General features: G+C 67.0%; 21 protein-coding genes. 9 read left to right on the top strand and 12 right to left on the bottom strand.

Translation table 11 applies throughout. From position 1 onward, the window contains the following. Window positions 1-141: 141 nt before the first annotated feature. From lhpH to LMA02_RS22505, 3 genes are all read right to left on the bottom strand, one after another. A complete protein-coding gene (gene lhpH, locus LMA02_RS22515) occupies window positions 142-1,149 on the bottom strand; it encodes a trans-3-hydroxy-L-proline dehydratase (protein WP_228909876.1) in 1,008 nt (335 codons plus the stop codon). A 54-nt stretch (window positions 1,150-1,203) separates the two neighbouring features. Beyond that, window positions 1,204-2,325, bottom strand: coding sequence for a branched-chain amino acid ABC transporter substrate-binding protein (locus LMA02_RS22510; protein ID WP_228909875.1), 1,122 nt, complete (start codon window positions 2,323-2,325; stop codon window positions 1,204-1,206). A 121-nt stretch (window positions 2,326-2,446) separates the two neighbouring features. Next, complete coding sequence (locus tag LMA02_RS22505; RefSeq protein WP_228909874.1) at window positions 2,447-3,184, bottom strand: FadR/GntR family transcriptional regulator; 738 nt, start codon at window positions 3,182-3,184, stop codon at window positions 2,447-2,449. A 263-nt stretch (window positions 3,185-3,447) separates the two neighbouring features. On the opposite strand from LMA02_RS22505, the gene lhpI reads away from it, so the two are divergent. The 3 genes from lhpI to LMA02_RS22490 all read left to right on the top strand — a co-directional run bounded on the left by lhpI (window position 3,448) and on the right by LMA02_RS22490 (window position 5,779). Further along, complete coding sequence (lhpI, locus tag LMA02_RS22500; RefSeq protein ID WP_228909873.1) at window positions 3,448-4,383, top strand: bifunctional Delta(1)-pyrroline-2-carboxylate/Delta(1)-piperideine-2-carboxylate reductase; 936 nt, start codon at window positions 3,448-3,450, stop codon at window positions 4,381-4,383. A 191-nt stretch (window positions 4,384-4,574) separates the two neighbouring features. Next, entirely contained in the window at window positions 4,575-4,982 is a 408-nt protein-coding gene (locus tag LMA02_RS22495) for a response regulator (RefSeq protein WP_228909872.1), read from the top strand. 17 nt (window positions 4,983-4,999) lie between these two features. Continuing rightward, entirely contained in the window at window positions 5,000-5,779 is a 780-nt protein-coding gene (locus LMA02_RS22490) for a helix-turn-helix domain-containing protein (protein ID WP_228909871.1), read from the top strand. A gap of 22 nt (window positions 5,780-5,801) precedes the next feature. Here the strand turns inward: LMA02_RS22490 and LMA02_RS22485 are convergent, their stop codons facing one another. From LMA02_RS22485 to LMA02_RS22460, 6 genes are all read right to left on the bottom strand, one after another. Further along, window positions 5,802-6,155 carry a metal ABC transporter ATPase gene (locus LMA02_RS22485; RefSeq protein ID WP_228909870.1) on the bottom strand — a complete coding sequence of 118 codons (354 nt, stop codon included), beginning with the start codon at window positions 6,153-6,155 and terminating at the stop codon, window positions 5,802-5,804. Window positions 6,156-6,298: 143 nt separating this feature from the next. Further along, complete coding sequence (locus tag LMA02_RS22480; RefSeq protein WP_006752669.1) at window positions 6,299-6,538, bottom strand: hypothetical protein; 240 nt, start codon at window positions 6,536-6,538, stop codon at window positions 6,299-6,301. A gap of 16 nt (window positions 6,539-6,554) precedes the next feature. Next, on the bottom strand, window positions 6,555-6,848 hold the full coding sequence (locus LMA02_RS22475) for a DUF1488 domain-containing protein (protein WP_166723715.1): 294 nt from the start codon (window positions 6,846-6,848) through the stop codon (window positions 6,555-6,557). Between the two features lie 116 nt (window positions 6,849-6,964). Next, window positions 6,965-7,363, bottom strand: coding sequence for a DUF488 domain-containing protein (locus tag LMA02_RS22470; protein WP_011658771.1), 399 nt, complete (start codon window positions 7,361-7,363; stop codon window positions 6,965-6,967). A gap of 130 nt (window positions 7,364-7,493) precedes the next feature. Further along, the gene (locus LMA02_RS22465; protein ID WP_228909869.1) at window positions 7,494-8,696 is read right to left on the bottom strand and encodes an amino acid aminotransferase; all 1,203 of its coding nucleotides are present in this window, start codon (window positions 8,694-8,696) and stop codon (window positions 7,494-7,496) included. Between the two features lie 43 nt (window positions 8,697-8,739). Continuing rightward, window positions 8,740-10,125, bottom strand: a complete 1,386-nt coding sequence (locus LMA02_RS22460; protein ID WP_105831010.1) for an amino acid permease — start codon at window positions 10,123-10,125, stop codon at window positions 8,740-8,742. Between the two features lie 319 nt (window positions 10,126-10,444). On the opposite strand from LMA02_RS22460, the gene LMA02_RS22455 reads away from it, so the two are divergent. Continuing rightward, window positions 10,445-10,918: an Lrp/AsnC family transcriptional regulator gene (locus tag LMA02_RS22455; protein WP_006759289.1), complete on the top strand. Its 474-nt coding sequence runs from the start codon at window positions 10,445-10,447 to the stop codon at window positions 10,916-10,918. A gap of 45 nt (window positions 10,919-10,963) precedes the next feature. Here LMA02_RS22455 and LMA02_RS22450 read toward each other — a convergent pair whose 3' ends face one another. Then, on the bottom strand, window positions 10,964-11,875 hold the full coding sequence (locus LMA02_RS22450) for a DMT family transporter (protein WP_228909868.1): 912 nt from the start codon (window positions 11,873-11,875) through the stop codon (window positions 10,964-10,966). A 346-nt stretch (window positions 11,876-12,221) separates the two neighbouring features. Between LMA02_RS22450 and LMA02_RS22445 the strand changes: the two genes are divergently transcribed. Next, window positions 12,222-13,895: a phospholipase C gene (locus LMA02_RS22445; RefSeq protein WP_228909867.1), complete on the top strand. Its 1,674-nt coding sequence runs from the start codon at window positions 12,222-12,224 to the stop codon at window positions 13,893-13,895. Window positions 13,896-14,006: 111 nt separating this feature from the next. Next, window positions 14,007-15,425: a cytochrome-c peroxidase gene (locus LMA02_RS22440; RefSeq protein ID WP_228909866.1), complete on the top strand. Its 1,419-nt coding sequence runs from the start codon at window positions 14,007-14,009 to the stop codon at window positions 15,423-15,425. Window positions 15,426-15,440: 15 nt separating this feature from the next. On the opposite strand, the gene LMA02_RS22435 is transcribed toward LMA02_RS22440, so the two are convergent. Both LMA02_RS22435 and LMA02_RS22430 read right to left on the bottom strand, forming a co-directional pair. After that, window positions 15,441-16,700: a type II toxin-antitoxin system HipA family toxin gene (locus LMA02_RS22435; protein ID WP_228909865.1), complete on the bottom strand. Its 1,260-nt coding sequence runs from the start codon at window positions 16,698-16,700 to the stop codon at window positions 15,441-15,443. Then, the gene (locus LMA02_RS22430; protein WP_324251315.1) at window positions 16,693-17,007 is read right to left on the bottom strand and encodes a helix-turn-helix transcriptional regulator; all 315 of its coding nucleotides are present in this window, start codon (window positions 17,005-17,007) and stop codon (window positions 16,693-16,695) included. The genes LMA02_RS22435 and LMA02_RS22430 overlap by 8 nt, the downstream gene beginning before the upstream one ends. Before the next feature lie 323 nt (window positions 17,008-17,330). Between LMA02_RS22430 and LMA02_RS22425 the strand changes: the two genes are divergently transcribed. The 3 genes from LMA02_RS22425 to LMA02_RS22415 all read left to right on the top strand — a co-directional run bounded on the left by LMA02_RS22425 (window position 17,331) and on the right by LMA02_RS22415 (window position 19,880). Beyond that, entirely contained in the window at window positions 17,331-18,041 is a 711-nt protein-coding gene (locus LMA02_RS22425; RefSeq protein WP_228909863.1) for a GntR family transcriptional regulator, read from the top strand. Window positions 18,042-18,114: 73 nt separating this feature from the next. Further along, window positions 18,115-18,912 (top strand): SDR family oxidoreductase, encoded by a 798-nt coding sequence (locus LMA02_RS22420; RefSeq protein ID WP_228909862.1) that lies wholly within the window; start codon window positions 18,115-18,117, stop codon window positions 18,910-18,912. 35 nt (window positions 18,913-18,947) lie between these two features. Further along, complete coding sequence (locus LMA02_RS22415; RefSeq protein WP_011658761.1) at window positions 18,948-19,880, top strand: 3-keto-5-aminohexanoate cleavage protein; 933 nt, start codon at window positions 18,948-18,950, stop codon at window positions 19,878-19,880. Window positions 19,881-20,058: the final 178 nt, after the last annotated feature.

Below are 20,058 nucleotides of genomic sequence, written 5' to 3'. Positions count from 1 at the left end.
ACTCGCGCGGCACACCGGCCGGCGGCCGTGCCGGGCCCGTGCGAATGGCATCCGATCGCGCAGTTTCACAATAAAAAAGGCGCGCGCCCGGCAACGGGACTGCGCGCCAACCTGGTACAACCCGATGCCGTGCGCCGGCGTTCAGCGCACGAGGAAACCGTAGGTCAGCGGATCGCGCTCGTCGACGATCCAGTTTGCGAACCCGCAGATATGCGCGCTGCCCTCCACTTCCGGGATCACGGCCGGGATGTCGCCGACCGTCGTCTCGCGCAGCACGCGCCCCTTGAACACCGTGCCGACGATCGACTCGTTGACGAGCGTGTCGCCGGCCGCGAGCAGGCCGCGCTGGTACAGCTGCGCGACACGTCCGCCGGTGCCGGAGCCGGTCGGCGAGCGGTCGACCTCGCGATCCGCGAACACGCAGCAGTTCGCCTGCGTCGAGCCCGGGTGGCGCGGCGCATTCGCGATGATCGTGCCGTAGATATGATTGATTTCCGGAATCTCCGGATGCACGACCGGATACTTCGCGTTCGCGGCGGCCTTCACTTCGGCGCCGAAGCGAATCAGCTTCTCCACCGCCGCTTCGCGCACCGGCAGGTCGAACGGCGCACCGTCGACGTAGAAGTAGAACGCGCCGCCGTACGCGATGTCGCCGGTCACGGTGCCAAACGACGGCGTGTCGACCGACACGTCGCGCTGCCAGATGAACGACGGCACGTTGACGAAGCGCACGGGCCCCGCGTGCTCGCCATCCCATTTCACGAACGCCTCGATGAAGCCGCACGGCGCATCGATGCCGACGCGCGTCTCCGGCACCGTGCGCTGCACCCAGCCGAGCTCGACCGCGGCGGTCGACAGCGCGATCACGCCGTGCCCGCAATGGTCGCTGTAGCCCTCGTTGTGCAGGAAGATCACGCCGAAATCCGCGTTCGGCGACACCGGCTCGGTCAGGTAGCCGCCGTACATGTCGGCGTGGCCGCGCGGTTCGAACATCAGCGCACGGCGGATTTCGTCGGCGTTCTCCTTGAGCCACGCGCGGCGCTGGACGATCGTGTCGCCCGGCAGGCGCGGCAGCCCGCTCGTGACGATGCGGAAGGCTTCGCCGCCGGTATGGACTTCGACGGTGGAAAGGGATCGGGAAATTTTCATGAGGATCGAAAGCGTGAAGACGAAGGACGGCGCCGCGGCGCCGTCCGGTGGCGGTTACTTCGCGTACGGCTCGGGCAGCCCGTTGCGGATCACGTAGACGGTGGTCGGCGCGCCCTTCAGGTCGCCGTGTTCGTCGAACGAATAGGTGCCCGCGACACCCGCGTAGTTCGATTTCGCCAGTTGCGCGATCAGCTTCGCCTTGTCGGTGGTCGTGCCGGCCTTGACCATCGCATCGGCGAGCAGCTTCATGCCGTCGTAGTAGTTGACGCCGTAGACCTGCGTCTCCGTGTGATAGGTGTCGTGGTACTTCTTCAGGAATGCGCGGCCGGCCGAGGTTTTCTCGAGCGCGACGCCGCCCTGCGCGCAGTAGACGATCGACGCGGCCTCGCCCGCGACCTTGCCCATGTCGGCCGAGCAGATGCCGTCGCCGCCGAGCAGCTTCGCGCGCAAGCCGCGCTGCTTCATCTGCTTCGCCATCGGCGCGCCCTGCGCCGCGTAGCCGCCGAAGAAGATCACGTCGGGATTGCTGGCCTTGATCTTGGTGAGAATGCCGAGGAAATCGGTCGCCGACGAGCTCGTGTACTCCTGGTCGACGATCTTGATCCCGTTGGCCTTCGCGACGTTCGCGAACTGCTCGGCGACCCCCTGCCCGTACGCGGTGCGATCGTCGATGACCACGGCGGTCTTCGCGTTCAGCGTCTTCGCGGCGAAAGTCGCCATCGTGCCGCCGAGCTGCTCGTCACTCGCGCCGATCCGGAAGATGTTCTTGAAGCCCTGGCGCGTGAGCGCCGGGTTCGACGCGACCGGCAGCATCGGCACGCCGGCATTCGAGTACACGCGCGACGCGGGAATCGCGACGCCCGAGTTGTATGGGCCGAGCACCGCGACGACGCCCTTGTCGACCAAGCTCTGCGCGACCTGCACGCCCGCCTTCGGGTCGGCCTGGTCGTCGTCGGACACCAGCTTGAACGTGACCGTCTTGCCGGCCACTTTCACGCCTGCCTTGTTGAGCTCCTCGACGGCGAGGCGCGCGCCGTTTTCATTGTCCTTGCCGTTCGCGGCCTGCGGGCCGGTCAGCGGCGCCGAGTGGCCGATCGTCACGACTTCCTGCGCGTGCGCGGAAGACAGCGCGCCGGCGGCAACGGCCACCGACAGCGCGGTAATGAGGTATCGCATGATGTCTCCTGATTGGTTTTGTGTGAAACCAATGTAGGACACGCATGGTCACGACGCAAGCAATTTCAAAATACTATTTACGATTCTGGTCATATTTCAGACCAAAATGACGCGGCGTGCGTTACTTCGGCGTGATGTCGCGCCGCACGCGGAGAATATGCTGCTCCACGTAGAACGCGGCCGCATCGGCGTCGCCGGACACGATCGCCTCGTAGATCAGCCGGTGCTCGGACACGTAGAGCCGGATCCGGCCCGCGTCGTAGATGCCGTCGTCCTTCAGCCGTTTCCACAGCGGCTGGTCCATCGTCTTCGCGACTTCGTCCGCGATCTTCACGATCAGCGCGTCGCCGGTCATCAGCGCGAGCTGCCGGTGGAACAGCCGGTCGCTCTCGTTCCACAGCGCGCGCTGCCGCGGGTCGTCGACATCGGTGATGGTTTCCATCTGCGCGAGATAGCCTTCGGCGACGGGATCGGCACGGCCGTGCGCGGCCGCGAGGCGCGCGATCGCGGGCTCGAGGATGAGCCGCACGTCGAGCGTCGACGTCGGGCTGAAGTCCGCATCCGGCGCGCTTCGCGCGTCGCCGCGCTGCGCGAGCACGTCGAGCGGCGCCGGCACGACGTAGGTGCCCGAATTGCGCTTCGTGAACACCAGCCCTTCGTTCTGCAACGCACCGAGCGCCTCGCGCACCGCCGGCCGGCCGACCTGGAACAGCGCCGCGAGTTCGCGCTCGGACGGCAGCCTCGCATCGGCCGCATAGCGCCCCGCGCGGATCTCGTCACGGATCTTCTCGGCGACCTGCTCGTAGATCTGCAGCGGCCGGAAACCGGCTTCAAGGGACTCGGGACGCGCGGACATCATCTGGGGCTCCTGCCAGGTCGGGGGCGTGGTCGGGAATGGGTGCGCACGAGACCGAAGCGCACCGGGGCCGGTCCGTACGACGGCCCATCTGGACGGATATTAGAACCAAAATCGGTCATCTGCCTGATTTTCCGGCTTGCCGGACGGCCGTCAACTGGTATAGATTTGATCCAGACCGTCTGCCGTGGCTATTTCCGGCAGCTTTCGTGGCGAGCGCGCGATGCGCCCGTCGTCCACGCTCACCGATCCAACCGACCGACACGATGACCGCTCCCTCCCGGATTCCCGCTTTCGATGCCGCCGAAACGGCCGCGCTGCTCGACTACCCGGCGCTGCTCGCCACGCTCACGCACACCGTCGCGGAATACGCGGCGGGCGAGATCGTCAGCCCCGAACGGCTCGTCGTGCCGCTGCAGGCGGGCGGCGTGATGCTGTCGATGCCGTCGAGCGCGCGCGACCTCGCGAGCCACAAGCTCGTGAACGTGTGCCCCGGCAACGCCGCGCGCGGGCTGCCGACGATCCTCGGCCAGGTAAGCGCATACGACGCGACGACGGGCGAGATGCGCTTCGTGCTCGACGGCCCGACCGTCACCGGGCGCCGCACGGCGGCCATCACCGCGCTCGGCATCCAGGCGCTGCACGGCGCCGCGCCGCGCGACATCCTGCTGATCGGCACCGGCAAGCAAGCGGCCAATCACGCGGAAGCGCTGGCGGCGATCTTTCCGGACGCGCGCCTGCATGTGCGCGGCTCGCGCGCCGACAGCGCGGCCGCGTTCTGCGCCGCGCACCGCGCGCAGGCGCCGCAGCTCGCGCCGCTCGACGGCGACGCGATTCCCGATGCGATCGATGTCGTGGTCACGCTGACGACGAGCCGCACGCCCGTCTATCGCGAAGCGGCGCGCGAAGGCCGCCTCGTGGTCGGCGTCGGCGCGTTCACCGCGGACGCCGCCGAGATCGACGCTGACACCGTGCGCCACAGCCGGCTCGTCGTCGACGACCCGGCCGGCGCGCGCCACGAGGCCGGCGACCTGATCGTCGCGCAGGTCGACTGGCAACAGGTCGCGTCGCTCGCCGACGTCCTGCGCGGCGCATTCGAGCGTAGCGGACCGCTGCTGTTCAAGACCGTCGGCTGTGCCGCCTGGGATCTGGCCGCGTGCCGCACGGCTCGCGATGCACTGGACGCGCGCCGGGGCGGCTGATTCGACGGCGGCGGCAACGACGGCAGCGGCCGACAGCCGCCTGCGCGCCGCGCGCCCGGCGGCCCGACACGGGCGTCGCCGCCGCTTTCGCACACGCTTGTAGGAAACGCCCTACAACGCGTCGAAGCGGCCTACACAAACTTCCAATTCGGCCGATTTCATTTTCGGCGGCGCAACACGATACTGCCGGCATGAATGCCAGCCTGTCACCCGCCGTCGCGCTCAGGGTGTTCCTCGTCGATCACGCCGTCGCCGTGCGGCAACGGATCGCGCTGCTCGTCGGCGCGATCGGCGGCGTCGTGGTCGTCGGCGAAGCGGAAGACGGCCAGGACGCGTGGACGCACATCCGCAGCAGCCGCGCGGACGTCGTGATCGTCGACCTGCGGCTCGCGGACGGCAGCGGTCTCGACCTGATCGGGATGCTGTCGAAGGCCGCGCCGCCCGTCGTCACGATCGTGCTGACGAACCACTCGGCGCTTGCATTCAGAGAGGCATGCGCGGCGGCCGGAGCCGATTATTTCTTCGACAAGACCGCCGAATTCGACGCCGCATGCCGCGTCATCGAATCCCTGGTGCACGCTCGCGCGCACCAACCCTGATCGAGCCGGAGTGATTCATGTCTACCGTCACCGCCTTCGCCACAGCCCCACCCGTCGCGGTTCGGCCCCCGATTCCGCTTCACGCGGTCGCACGCGCCGACACCGCCAAACATCCGGCCGCGCGCTGCTCCGTCTGCGCGATGCGCTCGATGTGCCTGCCGCCCGACCTGACCGCGGACGAATACGGCCGCCTCGACGCGATCATCTGCTCGACCCGGCACGTTCGCCAGGGCGACGCGCTGTTCCGCACCGACGACCCGTTCCAGAGCATCTATGCGGTGCGCGCGGGCTCGTTCAAGACGGTGATGATGCATCGCGACGGCCGCGAGCACGTGAACGGCTTCCAGATCGCCGGTGAAACGCTCGGCATGGACGGCATCGGCAACGGCCGGCACTGTTGCGACGCGATCGCGCTCGAAGACAGCGTCGTGTGCATCATCCCGTTCGTCGCGCTCGAAGCGGCGTGCCGCGAAATGAAATCGATGCAGCATTTTCTCTATCAGATGCTGAGCAGCGAGATCGTCCGCGAATCGAGCCAGATGCTGCTGCTTGGCACGATGTCGGCCGAGCAGCGGGTCGCGCATTTCCTGCTGAACCTGTCGTCGCGCTTCGAGGCGCGCGGTTATTCGGCATCGGAATTCAACCTGCGGATGACGCGCGAGGAAATCGGCTGCTATCTCGGCATGAAGCTCGAGACCGTCAGCCGGATGTTCTCGCGGTTCCATCGGGAGTCGCTCGTCGAAACGCGCGGCAAGCGCGTGCGGATCATTGACGCACAGGCGCTCGCCCAGGTCTGACGGACCGCGCGCGCGGCAAGCATCATTGCGCGGCGGCGCCCGTCGCGACCGCACGCGACGCGACCGCTTCAGGTTCGTCCGCCTGCCAGGCGGACAGCGCCTGTTCGGCTTGCGCGAACGCGCGGCGTAGCGTCTCGTTCATGTCGTCGCCGGTGCTGCACGGCAGCGAGGCCGGCGCGCGATCGTGCATGACCAGCTCGAGCCGCACGTCGTAGGTCCGATCGCCTTCGCCGATCGCGCGCGACTCGATCGTCAGCCGGCAATCGTCGAGCCGTGCGCGGAATCGTTCGAGCCGCACCAGCTGCGCCCCTGCTTCGGCTTCGAGCGCGGCGGACCCCGTGAATCCGACGCAGACGATCTGCATGCCCACGCCCATGGCGCGCCTCCTGACGAGATCGGCGCTCGTCGACCGCGTAGCTGTCACTGTGTATCCCTTGTCCCGCACGCGGCGCGATGACTGACGCGGCGATCACTGCCCTTGGCAGCACCACCTGCGCGCATCCATCGGCGCGAGAGGGTTTATACGCTGAATGTCTGCGACGCCTTCATTTCGATCCACGTCATCCCGGCCCGCAGCCCTTCGATCGCCGCCTCGTGCTCGGTGGGATACGCGTGACTGTGCTCGAACGTGTGATGAAAACGCGCCGCCCCCGTGCCATGCTCGACCGACACACGACAGCGGAACTCACCGGATTCGCATGGTCGCGTCTCGATTTCGACCGACCAGTCGCGTTCATGAATCGTACCTTGCAGTGTCATGCGCCCTCCTGCGGGATCAGTCTTCGTCGAGCCGGAAATGACCACTGTGCAGCAACACCGGCCGTCCGCCGATTTCTTCGAGCATCCGTCGTGCCATCGCATCGATCGCCGACCGATGCGCTTCGAACGCAGCCAGCAAATCGCGCTCGAGCAGTGACGGCGCGCCGAAATGGTCTTCCAGCGCTTCGGCCGTGATCGCGCACTGCACGCAGCGGCCATCGACCAGCGCCGAAAACGCGACGACCAGATCGCGTGCGCAATATTCGGGCGGTTCCGGTGGAAAGGCAATCTGCATCTGTCCGCCTGTCATCGTCGTGACGATCCCATGACGTGAGCATAGCCGCCTGCACGGCCGCACGCTTGACCCACGTCAACGGCTTCGCTGCGCCGCACGATGCGGCGCCCCTCGCATGGCCGGACCAGCGTTCAGCCCGCGTCCGCGTCGATTGCCGCACCGCGCTCGGCCAGCAATTCGCGCAGCACGCCGCGATGGCAGCGGCGTTCGTCCTCGCAGTAGCAGCCGATCGAGAACGCGCTCGTTGCCGACAGCGCGGCGAGCAGGTCCAGCACCTTCGGCGCGTCGCCATGCGCCATTTCCGCGCGAAAGCGCCGCGTGAACGCGCGCCATTCGGCGTCGGTTTCGGCAGCCAGCGCCTGCGCGACGAGCTCGGGGCTCGGCGACAGCGTCGGCAACCATACATCATAGTAGTTGCGCGACGCGAATTCCGCCTTGGGTACGCCGCGCGGCGGTCGCCGCACCGTGCCGATCCTCAGGCCCTCGCCGGCCGCGCGCGGCGTGCCGAGCCGTACGATTCGAATTGCCATGCCGCTCCTTCGTCATGCGTTCGAGCTTCCATCGTAGCGCCGCGCCGCTGCCGCGCAACAAAAAACCGGCTGCCTCCACGGAGGAGACAGCCGGTTTCGGCGAAACGATCGGGCGCCCGGAGGCGTGCGGTCAGACGCCGCTCTTCAGCACCTTGCCGATCGCCTCCGCGACGATGCCGACGTTCGAATCGTTCAGGCCCGCGACGCACATGCGGCCCGAACGCAGGATGTACACGCCGTGCACTTCGCGCAGCGCGTCGACCTGCGATTCGGTCAGGCCCGTGTACGTGAACATCCCGCGCTGCTTCACGTAGCGCGTGAGCGCTTCGCCGCTGACGTGGTCGCGCAGGCCGTCGTGGATCGACTGGCGCATCCGCGCGATGCGGCGGCACATCGCGGCGAGCTCTTCTTCCCACTGCTTGCGCAGCGCCGGCGTGTCGAGCACCGTCGCCACGACCTTCGCGCCGTAGGTTTGCGGGTTGCTGTAGTTCGAGCGCACCGCGCCGGCCAGCTGGCCCAGCACGCGCTCGGCCGCGGCCGCATCCTCGCAGACGACGCTCAGGCCGCCGACCCGCTCGCCGTACAGCGAGAAATTCTTCGAGAACGAGTTCGCGACCAGCGCCGGCACGCCGCGGCGGGCCAGTTCGCGCACCGCGAACGCATCCGCGTCGAGGCCCGCGCCGAAGCCCTGGTACGCCATGTCGACGAACGGCAGCAGCCCGCGCGCCTCGATCACGTCGATCAGCTTCTCCCACTGGCCTTCGTCGAGATCGACGCCGGTCGGGTTATGGCAGCACGCGTGCAGCAGCACGATGCTGCGCGCCGGCAGCGCGTCGATCGCCGCGAGCATCGCGTCGAACTTCAGGCCGCCCGTCGCCTCGTCGTAGTACGGGTACGTGTTCACCGTGAAGCCGGCACGCTCGAAGATGAAGCGGTGGTTTTCCCAGCTCGGATCGCTGAGCCACACCTGCGCGTCCGGGAAATAGCGCTTCAGGAAATCGGCGCCCACCTTCAGCGCGCCCGAGCCGCCGAGCGTCTGCACGGTCGCGATGCGGCCGGCCGCGCGCGCCGGGTGATCGGCGCCGAACACGAGCGCCTGCACGGCGTCGCGATACGCGGCGAGGCCGACCATCGGCAAGTAGGGTTTCGGGCCGAGGTCGCGCTGCAACGCGGTTTCGGCTTCGCGCACGGCACCCATCACGGGAATCCGGCCTTCGGCATCGAAATAGATGCCGATGCTCAGGTTGACCTTCTGATCGCGCGGATCTTTCTGGAAGTTCTCGTTGAGCGTCAGGATCGGATCGCCCGGGTACGCGTCGATGTGTTCGAACATGGCTATATCGGTCTCGTCTGGAAGGATGGTCGTGGTGCCCGTGTCAGCGCGCGGACGCGCCGTCGCGCATCGCGTAGCCCGCATTCTTCTGACGGAAGCGATACCCGATCGCGAGCACCGCGAGCCATACGGGGATCAGATACACCGACAGGCGGAGATCCGGCGTCAGGTACATCACGACGAGAATGCCGGCCATGAACACCAGGCACAGGTAATTCGTGAAAGGATAGCCCAGACTGCGGAACGAAGTCTGCTCTCCGGCGATGCGCTTGGCCTGGCGGAACTTCAGGTGGATCAGCGTGATCATCGCCCAGTTGATGATCAGCGCCGACACGACGAGGCCCATCAGCACCTCGAACGCCTTGCCCGGCATGAAGTAGTTGACCAGCACGCATGCGCCCGTCGCGAGCGCCGACGCGCCGAGCGCGGCGAGCGGAATGCCGCGCTTGTTCACCGAGCACAGCACCTTCGGCGCGTTGCCCTGCTTCGCGAGGCCGAACAGCATCCGGCTGTTGCTGTACACGCCGCTGTTGTAGACCGACAGCGCGGCCGTCAGCACGACCACGTTCAGCACGTTCGCGACCAGGTTGCTGCTCAGTGCATGGAAGATCAGCACGAACGGGCTGCCGCCGGTGACGACCTTTTCCCACGGATACAGCGACAGCAGCACCGCCAGCGCGCCGATGTAGAAAATCAGGATGCGGTAGATCACCTGGTTGGTCGCGCGCGGAATGCTGTGCTTCGGATCGTCGGCCTCGGCCGCGGTGATGCCGATCAGCTCCAGCCCGCCGAACGAGAACATGATCGCCGCCATCGACATCACGAGCCCCGACACGCCGTTCGGGAAGAAGCCGCCGTGCTGCCAGAGGTTCGCGATGCTCGCCTCCGGCCCCGCATGGCCGCTCGCGAGCAGCCAGCCGCCGAAGCCGATCATCCCGACGATCGCGGCGACCTTGATGATCGAGAACCAGAATTCCGTCTCGCCGTACGACTTCACGCTCGCCAGGTTCAGCAGGTTGATCGCGACGAAGAACACCAGCGCGGACACCCAGGTCGGCACGCCGGGCCACCAGTACTGCACGTAGATCCCGACGGCCGACAGCTCGGCCATGCTGACGAGGATATACAGCACCCAGTAGTTCCAGCCGGACAGGAAGCCGGTGAAGTGACCGACGTACTTGTCGGCGAAGTAGCTGAACGAGCCGGCCACCGGCTCGTCGACGACCATCTCGCCGAGCTGGCGCATGATGAAGAACGCGACGACGCCGGCCACCGCGTAGCCGAGCAGCACGGACGGGCCGGCCATCTTGATCGTCTGCGCGATGCCGAGGAACAGCCCCGTGCCGAGCGCGCCGCCGAGCGCGATCAGCTGGATGTGCCGGTTCTTCAGCCCCCGCTTCAGGCCGTCCTTCTCGTTTCCAGAAACCATGTCTTCTCCATGTTGCCCGCCGCCGCCGGGAGCGGTGCGGCACGCCTCGGTGTGCCGGGCGTTGTTTTGCTGTGCCGGCGGCCGTTCGTGGAGCCGCCGGGTTGGGGACTGCGATCTTCGCGCGGTGACGCCCGATTCCTGTCGGCAGGCCCGCCAGCCCGGCCGCCGACCGTCGTCCTCGCCCGCGTCGCTGCGGCCGCACACGAAAATCCGGCGTCAGTTTAGCGTCGCGACGGCGAAATCGGGTTGCGTAACCCGCTCATGCAAACCCTACATTATGAGATAAAATTGCACCCCGGAGACAGACGAGGAAACAAAAATGCCTGAACCGGTTCTCGATCGCATCGATCGCCACTTGTTGTCGGTATTGCAGGAGAACGGCCGCGCGTCGAACCTCGATCTGGCGAAGGCCGTCGGCCTGTCGCCCGCGCAGACGCTGCGGCGCCACCGCCGGCTGGAGGAGATCGGCGCGATCCGCCGCTACGAAACCCGTCTGTGCCCCGATACGCTCGGGTTCGGCGTCACCGCGTTCGTGCACGTGACGATGGAGCGCGGGCATATCCGCGACCTGTCGAAGTTCCAGAAACTCGTGTCGGATCTCGCGCAGATCCAGGAATGTTTCTCGGTGACGGGCGATATCGACTACGTGCTGAAGGTCGTCGCGCATGACCTGAAGGGACTGTCCACGTTCCTGCTCGAAACGCTGATGCGCATTCCCGGCGTGAGCGGCGTGCATTCGAGCGTGTGTCTCGATGAAATCAAGTGCACGAGTGCGATGCCGTTGGAAAGTTGATGGACGGCCACGCACTACCGCGGGAAGCGGCTTCGCCAGTCGCGCTCACCGCACCGCCTCGAACGCGCTGATCAGCAGCGCCCCGCAAGCAATCACCAGACACCCGCCCGCGCGACGCGGCGTCAGCCGCTCGCCGAGATACACGCGCGCGATCAGCGCCGCGAACACCACGCTCGTTTCGCGCAGCGCCGACACCGGTCCCATCGGCGCGCGATCCATCGCCCAGATCACGATCCCGTACGCGAGGGCCGCGAACACGCCGCCGCACGCGGCCTTCGCCGTTTCGCCGATATCGTGCGTGAGCCGCAGCGGCCCCGCGCGCAGCCGGTAATACGCGGCCATCAGCAGCCCGGTCAGCACGAACATCCACCCGGTATAGCCGACCGTGCTGCCGCTTTCCCGCACGCCGATCCCGTCGACCACGCTGTACGCGGCGATCGATACGCCGGTCGCGAACGCGGTCAGCAACACGGGCGCCATCCGGTGTGGCGCGCCCCGCCCGCGCTCGAGCCCGATCGCCATGATGCCGGCGCAGATCAGCACGAGTCCGCATTGCGCGCCCGCGTTCAGGCGCTCGCCCGCGAACGCCGCCGCGCCCAGCGTGACGAGCAGCGGCGCGGTGCCGCGCGCGACCGGATACGAGACGCTCAGGTCGCCGTGCTCGTACGCGCGCACCAGCAGCAACGTATAGACGACGTGGATCACCGCCGACGCGACGACGCAGGCCCAGCTCACCGGCGTGATCGGCGCGGCGCCCGGCAGGAACAGCAGCGCGAACAGCCCGATCGCGATCTGCAGCACCGTGGCCGAGCGCAGCCGGTCGCCGCTGCTGCGCACGAGCGCGTTCCATGACGCATGCAGGAAGGCGGCACACAGGACGGCAAGCAGAACGGGGATCGGCACGTTGAATACTCGCTGACGGCTGGCAACGCGAAATCGTCGCCGCGGGCCGATCATCGTATGAATGTGTCACCGGATTGTCAAAAAAGCCCGCTGCCGACCTCGCGGACGGACCGGCCCGCCGCGCGCGGCGGCCCGCCCGGCGCGGCATGCACGGCGACGACCGCGTCCGCGGCCGAATGTGTCGCGCCGGTTGCATCCGCCCGCGCCTTTCCGCTTTCTTTCGCGCCGCGTCGCGCCGTAATGGAATCGATACCGCGGCGCAACCGTCGCGAAACCGATTCGCCCCCATATCTTCATACCGGACTGTTTCAATGCCGGTGCTCCATCACGAGCCCCGCGCCGAACCAAGACGGCGACGGGGCCGCTCGCCACCATCGAACACCTTACCTGGAGTTTCCCGATGTTCCGTCAAGCCTTGCTCGTCACCGCCTGTGCAGCCGCAGCGCTTGCGCTGTTCGCCTGCGGCGGCAGCGACGATCCGACGTCGACGCCCGCGGTGTCGTCGCAGGATGCGCTGCAGACCGCCACGCCGATCAAGCACGTCGTCGTGATCTACGGCGAAAACGTGTCGTTCGACCACTACTTCGGCACCTACCCGAACGCGTCGAACCCGTCCGGCGAACCGGCCTTCACCGCCAAGCCCGGCACGCCGACGATCAACGGGCTGACGGGCACGCTGCTCACCGCGAACCCGAACTTCACGAACACGGCCAACGGCACCGACGCCGCGAACCCGTTCCGCCTCGACCGCACGCAGGCCGCGACCGCCGACCAGAACCACGCGTACACGGCCGAGCAGCAGGCCGAGGACAACGGCCTCGCCGACCTGTTCCCGAAATACACCGGCAAGGGCTCGTCCGGCGGCGCCGGCGCGTTCGGCACGAAGGGCCAGGTGATGGGCTACTTCGACGGCAACACCGTCACCGCGCTGTGGAACTACGCGCAGCGCTTCGCGATGAGCGACAACGCGTATACGACGGTCTACGGCCCGTCGACGCCGGGCGCGCTGAACGTCGTGTCGGGCCAGACCAACGGGATGCAGATCGTCAAGACGTCGAAGCAGCCGTCGACGCTCGCGGCCACCTCGTACTACATCAACGACGGCCAGGGCGGCTTCACGATGATCAACGACGTCGACCCCGGCTTCGACGTGTGCTCGAGCACGACCGATCAGGCGATGATGAGCGGCAAGAACATCGGCGACCTGCTGAACGCCGCGAAGATCACGTGGGGCGGCTTCATGGGCGGCTTCAACCTGTCGACGACCAACGGCAACGGCACGACCGGCTGTAACCGCAGCACGATCGCCACCGCCGTGAACGCCGCGACGACCGACTACATCCCGCACCACAACTGGTTCCAGTACTACGCGTCGACCGCGAACCCGCAGCACACGCGTCCGAGTAGCGTCGCGGCGATCGGTTCGAGCGTCGAAGCCGACGGCAAGACGGCCGAACCGGCGAACCACCAGTACGACAGCGACGACTTCTTCGCGGCCGTGAAGGCCGGCAATTTCCCGTCGGTCAGCTTCCTCAAGGCGCCGGCCGCGCAGGATGCGCACGCGGGCTACTCGGATCCGCTCGACGAGCAGGCGTTCGTGACGAAGGTCGTCAACTTCCTGCAGCAGCAGCCCGACTGGCAGAACACGGCCGTGATCGTCACCTATGACGACTCCGACGGCTGGTACGACCACGCGTACACGGCGCCGACCCGCGCGTCGTCCGATGCGGTCGACCAGGTGAACGGCAACGGCGCCTGCGGCTCGGGCGGCACCACCGGCGTGAACGGCGGTACCGTGAACGGCCGCTGCGGTCCGGGTGTGCGCATTCCGCTGGTCGTGATCTCGCCGTACGCGAAGCAGAACTATGTCGACCACACGATGATCGACCAGGCGTCCGTCGTGCGCTTCATCGAGGACAACTGGCTCGGCGGCCAGCGCATCGGCGGCGGTTCGTTCGATGCGACGGCGGGCGACCTGCGCGGGCTGTTCGACTTCTCGTCGAAGCCGAATACGGCGCCGCTGTATCTCGATCCGACGCAAGGCACCGTGCTGAGCGCGGCGCCGTCGATCTGACCGGTATTGCCTGACCGGTAGCAGCAAGCAGCAGCAGGCCGGCGCATCGTGCGCCGGCCGTTTCCGTTTAACGCGCCGCCTTTACGCCGCGCCCGACTTTCGACCGCCAGCATGACAGCTCGTCCCGCGTTCCCGTCTCCCGACGCATCCGGCGCCGCCGCGCCGCGTTCCCCTGCCCGCGTGCTGCGCCGCGCGGCGTTCGTGCTCGGCGCGGCCGTGCTCGGCTACGGCGCGTTCGTGATCGCATTTCCGGCCCGTACGCCGGCGGCAATCGGCGACGTCGTCGCCGACTGGACGGGCGCAAATCCGCATCCGGTCGTGCTGCAGCGCCCGGCCGCGCAGCCGCTGTCCGCGGTCGCGCAGCTCGGTCGTGCGCTGTTCGCCGATCCGTCGCTGTCGGCATCCGGCAAACAGTCGTGCGCGTCGTGCCACAGCCCCGACCATGCATACGGGCCGCCGAACGGGCTCGACGTGCAGCCGGGCGGCCTCGCGATGACGCAGCAGGGTTATCGTCCGCCGCCGTCGCTGATGTACCTGTACCGCCAGCCGAATTTCAGCATCGGCCCCGATGCGGGCGAAAATGACGCCGCGCCGAGCGTCGCGCAGCAGGCCGCATCCGCGGCCGGCGTCGTCAAGGCGCAGAAGGTGGCCGGCACGTCGGCCGCGCCGCAGCTCGTGCCGCAGGGCGGGATGTTCTGGGATGGCCGCGCCGATACGCTGCAGCAGCAGGCGTTCGGACCGCTGCTGAATCCGGTCGAGATGGCGAATGCGAGCATCGACGATGTCGCGCGCAAGCTCGCGCAGTCGTCGCATCGCGCGCAGTTCGAGCAGTTGTTCGGCGCGCGCGTGTTCTCCAGCCCGCAGCTTCTGGTGTCGGAGGCGATGTTCGCGATCGCGCGCTATCAGGTCGAGGATCCGTCGTTCCATCCGTACAACAGCAAGTACGATCGCTGGCTCGAGGGCCGCGCGCGCCTGACGCAGGCCGAGTTGCGCGGGCTGAGGCTCTTCAACGATCCGGACAAGGCGAATTGCGCGGGCTGCCATCTGTCCAAACCCGGCAAGGACGGCCTGCCGCCGATGTTGACCGACTACCAGTACGAGGCGCTGGGCGCGCCGCGCAACCAGGCGCTCGCGCAGAACCGCAACCCGGCGTTCCACGATCTCGGCGTGTGCGGGCCGTTCCGCGAGGACCTGAAGGACCAGACGCAGTATTGCGGGATGTTCCTCACGCCGACGCTGCGCAACGCGGCGACGCGCCAGGTGTTCTTCCACAACGGCGTGTTCCATACGCTCGACCAGGTCATGGCGTTCTACAACGAGCGCAGCATCTCGCCGCAGAAGTTCTATTCGCGCGGCACGGACGGCAAGATCGACGAGTACGACGATATTCCGCCGAAGTACCGCGCGAACGTCGACGTGACCGATGCGCCGTTCGACCGCAAGCCCGGCGACAAGCCCGCGATGACCGAGCAGGACATCAAGGATATCGTGGCGTTTCTCGGCACGCTGACCGACGAGCCGGCACGCTGAGCAGTCGCCGTTGCACTAACGGAGCAGCGCAACGTTCTCGTCGATCCGGCGCTGAATGTGCGCCAGGGTATCGTCGGTAATGGTCCCCTGATAGTCGCGCCTCGCAATGGCCGGCAACCGGCTGGCCACTGAGCACATGCGGTCGATCATGTCCCCGGCCGCCGCGGGGGCAATCTCCGCCTCCTTTGCCAGCCCGAGCAATGCCGCTCGGTCGATCTGCAGGGCCTCGCCCATGACGTCCATCTGGTGATAACCACCCGGTCCCTCGCAGAATGTCACGTCGTAGGCCGGCGCGAGCTTCCACTCGCCGGATCGCGCCATGATGTACGCGAAGTTCTTGGGATGATCGTCGCGGTTGTTGAATGCGACGTTGAAGACCGCCCGCTCGAACGCCCGCGCCTTCTCCCGGACATCATTGGTGCACATGTGAGTCGCACGCAGGAAATTCACGTAATCCAGCGCACCCGGCGTTTTGTAATCGGCACCGGTAAACGCAGCAACGCTTTGCATGGGCACGCGCAGACCGTCCCGTCGATCGAAACGCCTGGACGCAAATGCCGCCATCCCGCCAGGCAAATCGAAATGCAACGTGTCCGGGGTCTCGATGCCGCACATGCGCAAGCACTCGGCGTAGACCATCTCGATAGCGCACACCTCGGGATGCTCTTGCCGCGCCGGGAACTTGACCAGCCACGCTTCAAAACCCGCCTCGGCGGCCGTGGTAAAGCTGCCGGTGCGCGGATCGCGATAGACCAGCGCCTTCGGCCTGGCGCCTTGCGGAGAACCGCCGACCTGCAGCAACTGATGAAGGAACGCTCCGCCTTCACCATCGAGGACTTCCTGTACCTCGGCCGCGAGCCGATCCAGAGGAATATTCGGCTGCGGCGCCTGGATCTCGGGCGCGACGGGCTCGAACGACATGGCCCCCATCGCATGGTTGCCAATGTAAGCCAGCCGCTCCAGCGGCCCGATGCGTGCCGCATTGAGGCCGCGGCGTTTGAACAACCGATCCATCAGCAACATGCCCCATCCGTCGGGCAGCGCGTCGTAGACCGGCCCGGGCAGCCCTAGCTGATGGGACGGAAAATCCTTCCGCAGCCTGCTCCCATGCACCGGCAATGCATAAGACGACAGCTCGAGCCCCCTCTTGCGGGCGTCATCGCTATATTCGAATACGATCAACGGGCGCCCCGTGATGGCCGTCGTCGAGACCATCGATCCCCACAGCCAGTGCTCCCCCCAGCCGTCGTAGTAGACATCGACCCGCTCAATCATTTCTCGTCGTCCTCTTGACGCGCTGACGTTTGGCGCTCTTTTCATACCGGTGAACATCTTCCAGGCTATCCAGCTTCGGCAGGAACAGCGCCTCGAGTTCCTTGCTTCGTCCAAGAACCATGGCTACACGAATGACCGTTTCGAGGCTCACATTGCGTCCGGCTTCCAGGTTGGACACGGTATTGGCGCCGACGCCGGCACGCGCGGCCACGTCGGCCTGGGTGAGTTGCAACGCCAAACGCTCCGTGCGAAGCCGGTCGCAAAGCAGCGTGACGATTTCTTCGGGCTTGCGAAAGCTTAATTCCAGCATAGTGGGTCTTATGTCGCCATATGTCATATAACTCACAATACTATAGAGCTAACGCGTTAGCACGCTCAAGAACTATAATTCCCTGAAATTGTGGCTTATTGGCCAATACTCCATCACTATCAACAGTAAAACGGAATTAACTCGTGATTGCGTGGGCCCGTCACATCGCGCCGCGTTCTTGATGCCACGGGCGACACGCCGCTTCGCGCCCCGCGTTTTCCCCTACCTCGAACACCTTGACGCCACCTGCCCCCATCGACAACACTTGCCTATCGCAAGTGTGATCACAGATCGCAGATAAAACCCAGGAGAGCCCGGCCTTGGCACCCCGTATCGCCCCGCCCGCACTGAAAGTCATCGAATCGGAAACGATGGCCGACAAGGTCTACCAGCAACTGCGCGAAGCGCTGATGAGTGGCCGTTTCGCGCCCGGTCAGGCGCTGAGCCTGCGCAGCGTCGCCGAGGCGGTCGGCTCGTCGACGATGCCCGTGCGCGCGGCGCTCACGCGGCTGCGCGCCGAACGCGCGCTGGTCGACGGCCCGAACCGCGCGCTCGTCGTGCCGCCGATGACGCTCGACATGCTCGACGAACTGCGCGACGTGCGGATCGCGCTCGAAGGATGCATCGCCGAACGCGCGTGCGCCCGGATGACCGACGCGCAGATTGCCGCCGTGCGCAAGACCTGCGAAACGATGCAGGCGCAGGTCGAGGCCGGCCGTTCGCGCGCCTACCTGCAGAGCAATTTCGCGTTCCACAGCGCGATCTACGCGCACGGCGCGAGCGAAAGCACGCTCGCGATCGTCGAGAACCTGTGGATGCGCGTCGGGCCGTTCCTCAACATGGTCGCGCTCGATATCCCGCACATGCGGCGCTCGATGGATGCGCACCGCGCGATCGTCGACGCGCTCGAACGGCGCGACGGCACCGGCGTACGTGCCGGCATCGCGCTCGACATCGGCGGCGCCGCGCACGATCTCGCCGAAACGCTGCGGGCCGAGCAGACGCCGCGGCGCGCGAATGCGAAGCCGTAGCGGCCACCTTCCGCGGCAAGCAGCCCCGAAGGCGCGCCGCATCCGATAACTTCAACGATGGAGACAACCCGGCATGACAGCTTCCGACCTGCTGAAACCCTATGACGGCCTGCGCGTCCTCGTGACGGGCGGCGCGTCGGGCATCGGTCTCGAGATCGCCGACGCGTTCGCCGAATGCGGCGCGCGCGTCCACGTGTGCGATGCGTCGCAAGCCGCGATCGCGGCGCTGGCGGACCGGCCGTCGCGCGCCGCGATCAGTGCGACGCTGGCCGACGTATCCGATCCGGCCGCGGTCGAGCGCGTGTTCGCGGACATATCGACGACGCTCGGCGGCCTCGACGTGCTCGTCAATAACGCAGGCATCGCCGGCCCCACGGGCGGCATCGACGAAATCGACCCGGTGCAGTGGGAGCAGACGGTCGCGATCAACCTGAACGCGCAATTCCAGTTCGCGCGGCACGCGGTGCCGCTGTTGCGTGACGCGAAGCACGGCGGCGCGATCATCGCGCTGTCGTCGGTCGCGGGGCGGCTCGGCTACGCGTTCCGCACACCCTATGCGGCGACCAAGTGGGCCGTCGTCGGTCTCGTGAAAAGCCTCGCGATCGAGCTCGGGCCGCTCGGCATCCGCGTGAACGCGATCCAGCCCGGCATCGTACGCGGCCCGCGGATGCGCCGCGTGATCGAAGCGCGCGCGCAGCAGCTCGGCATCGGCTACGACGAGATGGAGAAGCGCTATCTCGACAAGATCTCGCTGCGACGCATGACGGATCCGGCCGAAATCGCCGCGACCGCGCTGTTCCTGTGCTCGCCGGGCGGGCACGGCATCACCGGGCAGGCGATTTCCGTCTGCGGCAACGTCGAAGTGCTCTGACGCCTCCTGCATCGCTCATCGTAAGGAATCCATTCGTGGCAAACGCTCGCAAAGTCATCATCACCTGCGCGCCGACCGGCGCGATCCACACGCCGTCGATGTCGCCGTACCTGCCCGTCACGCCGCATCAGATCGAGACGGCCGCCGTCGCGGCCGCGCAGGCCGGCGCCGCGATCCTGCATCTGCACGCGCGCAACCCGTCGGACGGCAAGCCGACGCAGGACCCGGCCGTGTTCGCCGAATTTCTGCCGCGCATCAAGGCGCAGACCGACGCGGTGATCAATCTCACGTCGGGCGGCAGCCCGCACATGACCGTCGACGAACGGCTGCAGCCCGCGCTGCATTTCCAGCCCGAAATCGCGTCGCTGAACATGGGTTCGATGAACTTCGGACTCTATCCGATGCTCGAGCGCTTTCGCGAACTGAAGCATCCGTGGGAACGCGAACATCTCGAGAAGAGCCGCGACCTGGTGTTCAAGAACACGTTCGCCGACATCGAGACGATCCTCACGCGCTGCGGCGCGAACGGCACGCGGTTCGAGTTCGAGTGCTACGACATCTCGCACCTGTACAACCTTGCGCACTTCGTCGACCGCGGGCTCGCGAAGCCGCCGTTCTTCGTGCAGAGCGTGTTCGGCCTGCTCGGCGGCATCGGCGCACACCCGGAAGACCTGATGCACATGCGCCGCACGGCAGACCGCCTGTTCGGCCAGGACTACGTGTGGTCGATTCTCGGCGCAGGCCGCAACCAGATTCCGCTCGCGACGATCGGCGCCGCACAGGGCGCGAACGTGCGGGTCGGGCTCGAGGATTCGCTGTGGATCGCGCCCGGCCAGCTCGCCGAATCGAGCGCCGCGCAGGTACTGAAGATGCGGCAGGTGCTCGAGGGGCTGTCGCTCGAGATCGCGACGCCGGCCGAGGCGCGCGCGATGCTCGATCTCAAGGGTGGCGACGCGGTCCGGTTCTGACCGCCGGGTCGCGCCCGATACCCGCCCAACACCAGGACCCGCAAGCGCAGAGACAAGGCGCCGGCCCGAGCCGGCCGGCGCCAGGACGCCCTTGATCGCCCCGCTCCCGCCCGAGCGCCGCCGGCGCGGCTCCGTCGTCTGCTCCTCCGCTGCGCGCGACGCAGCGGCCTCTGCCGAA

The organism is Burkholderia sp. B21-005 (assembly GCF_020843965.1).
GTDB lineage: Bacteria > Pseudomonadota > Gammaproteobacteria > Burkholderiales > Burkholderiaceae > Burkholderia > Burkholderia ambifaria.
This window is presented reverse-complemented; position numbering and strand designations above follow the sequence as displayed.